Source organism: Streptomyces sp. NRRL WC-3549, from assembly GCF_000721935.1.
In the GTDB taxonomy this organism is placed as follows: Bacteria; Actinomycetota; Actinomycetes; order Streptomycetales; family Streptomycetaceae; genus Streptomyces.
On sequence record NZ_KL585423.1, the window covers coordinates 38006 to 39262 of the forward strand.

General features: G+C 73.9%; 1 protein-coding gene. It reads right to left on the minus strand.

Annotation, left to right across the window (positions count from 1 at the left end):
* Positions 1-642 (minus strand): type VII secretion integral membrane protein EccD (gene eccD, locus IH13_RS0126520; RefSeq protein WP_031088497.1); only part of this gene is annotated, 642 nt, incomplete at its 3' end.
* Between the last annotated feature and the right edge of the window lie 615 nt (positions 643-1257).

The window sequence follows — 1257 nt, forward strand, 5'->3', positions numbered from 1 at the left end:
GAGCAGCCGGGCGCCCAGCGTCTCGTACGCGTCCGGTCCGCCGAGCGTGCCGCCCGGCAGCAGCCAGCCGGCCAGCGCGAGGTAGGGCGCCACCATGAAGCCCAGCGCGGCTCCGGCGCCGGCGTCCCCGACCGCCCGGCTCGCCGCACCCGCACCCGCGAGCAGGAGCAGGCCGGTCGCGGTGGCGAACACGGCCCGGGGCAGCGCGGACCCGCCGGGCCACGCGATGACCGCCATGCCGCCGACGAGCACCGCGACCGCGATGCCGAGCAGCACCCGGCGGCTCACCGCGGGGGTCCAGCCGAAGGGGTGGTCGCGCATCGTGGTGGAGATGCCGTCGACCAGGTCGTCGAGGTGCACCTCGGGCAGGGCTTCGGTGCGCGGTCTGAGGTAGAGGATGTCGCCGTCGCGCAGGCCGTAGGAGTCGAGGGTCCGCTCTTCGTCCAGCGGTTCGCCGCCGAGCCGCTGGAGCACCCAGCCCCCGTGGTCGATACCGGCTTCCTCGAGGTCGTCGCCTGCGTATCCGAGCACCGCCGGCAGCAGGTCCGCCACGGGGACGTCGGCGGGCACGGCGAGATCGATGCTCTTGGCGGGGGCTCGCACCGTCAGACGGCACAGCCCGGCCACCTGAGTGTCAGTCATCGGAATGGCTCACGCTTCTCCGGTTACTGCTGAGTACGGTCAGGGGAACGCGATCTGACGCACCGCCGGACATCGATCGCACTTGGCTGGACGCGTCCCACAACCTCGGACAGGGCCGGTTTTCGGCGGTCGGCGCGATGATCGTAATATCAGCTGCCCGCCATGGACGACACGGTCCGTGGCGCGGAACGCGACGTGGACATCGGCGCGGAAGGCGATGGGGCGCCGAAGGCGTCATGGCACGTCCGGTGGGGCGGCGTGCGCCGCGGTGCGCCGGGAGGGCCGCGGTGCGGTGGGCCCGTGGCCTGGGGCTGTAGCAGGATTGTGACATGGCGGCACGGAGGGGGCGGCCGCCCTCCACCGCCTCCCGGGCGGGCGGTCGTCGTCGGCCGGGGCGCGGCGTAGGGTGCGTGCGACAGCGAGGTCCGCCGGTGTCCCGGCACCGCGTCGACGACGACGTGCGTCGCCCCCGGCGACGGCGTCGACGACGTTCCGCCCGCTCTCCCCCCTGCCCCGTAAGGAGACGGTTCCTTGAGTGTGGTCCTGTTCCGCCGCCCGGCCCGACGCCGGGGCCCGGAGATGCCCGACGGGGAGCTGAATCTCCAGGAACCGCCG